This window comes from Microbacterium sp. ISL-103 (assembly GCF_018613995.1).
Classification (GTDB): Bacteria; Actinomycetota; Actinomycetes; order Actinomycetales; family Microbacteriaceae; genus Microbacterium.
Genome location: NZ_JAGGPD010000442.1, coordinates 1 through 1147 on the forward strand (window position 1 = coordinate 1; position 1147 = coordinate 1147).

Consider the following 1147-nt stretch of genomic DNA (forward strand, 5'->3'; position numbering starts at 1 on the left):
CCACGGGCCCAGTCTGGTGGAAGAGCGCGCGTCGGGCGACGAGTGAGGTCAGGCTACGCTGGAAGGCGATCCCTGAACGCCGAACGAGGAGCCGCGCGCGCATGACCGACACCCAGATCTTCGAGCCCGAGGGCCGCGCCATCCCGTTCGTGGATGAGGGAGACGGGCCGGTCAAGCTGGTGCTGATCCAGGAGCAGGGGCTCGCCGCCGACGTGCTCGGCGTCGCCGCCCACTACCTCGCCGAAGAGGCGGGCTTCCACGTGCTGCGGGTCGGGCACCGCGCCGGCGGCGACGCGACGCTGGACGAGCGCGTCGAAGACGTCGTCGCGGTGATCGACCACGTCGGAATCGAAGACACCTGGATCGGCGGTCACGGCTTCGGGGGCACGATCGCACGCGCTCTCGTGGCCGCACACGCCGACCGGGCCAACGGCCTGCTGCTGCTCGGAGTCGAGGACGTCGACATCGCGGTCGCGCCGGCGATTCCCGTGCTGATCGTCCAGGGCACCGAAGACACCGACACCCCGGCCGCGAACGCCGAGGCGCTGCAGGCCACGATGCCGGATCGCTCGAGCATCAAGACCCTCGCCGGAGACCACCTGTTCCCGATGCATCACCCGATCGAGACCGGCGTGATCATCGAGGAATACCTGGACTGGGACTGACCCCGATGGCAGCGCGCGGCCGCACGGTCGTCGTCGTGATCGATCTGCAGGCCGGGGTGACACCCGGATGCTTCGACGAGCACGGCGTGCTCGCCCGCGCCGCCGCCCTCGTCGATCGAGCACGCGCCTCCGATGTGCCCGTCGTCTGGGTGCACCACGACCCCGTGGGGCTCGGCACCCCGGAGTGGGAGCTGGCCGCACCGCTCCACCGCGCTGACGGCGAGCCTCTCGTGCACAAGAGCTACCGCGACTCCTTCGCCGACACGACGCTGCGAGAGACTCTCGACGAACTCGGAGCAACCCGCCTGATTATCGCCGGCGCCCAGTCGGACTTCTGCGTGCGCACCACGATGCAGCGGGCCGCGGCTGAGGGATACGACGTCACTCTGGTGAGCGACGCCCACACCACCAGCGACACGGAGTGGGGCGGTGTTCCCATCTCAGGGGAGCAGATCGTCGCGCACACGAACATGTACTTCTCG

At 69.6% G+C, this 1147-nt stretch carries 2 protein-coding genes; both read left to right on the forward strand.

The genetic code is table 11. The features are described 5' to 3' along the window. The first annotated feature begins 101 nt into the window (after positions 1 to 101). Complete coding sequence (locus J7E68_RS15370) at positions 102 to 665, forward strand: alpha/beta hydrolase (protein ID WP_215174043.1); 564 nt, start codon at positions 102 to 104, stop codon at positions 663 to 665. Positions 666 to 670: 5 nt separating this feature from the next. Next, positions 671 to 1147 (forward strand): isochorismatase family protein (locus tag J7E68_RS15375; RefSeq protein WP_215174045.1); only part of this gene is annotated, 477 nt, incomplete at its 3' end.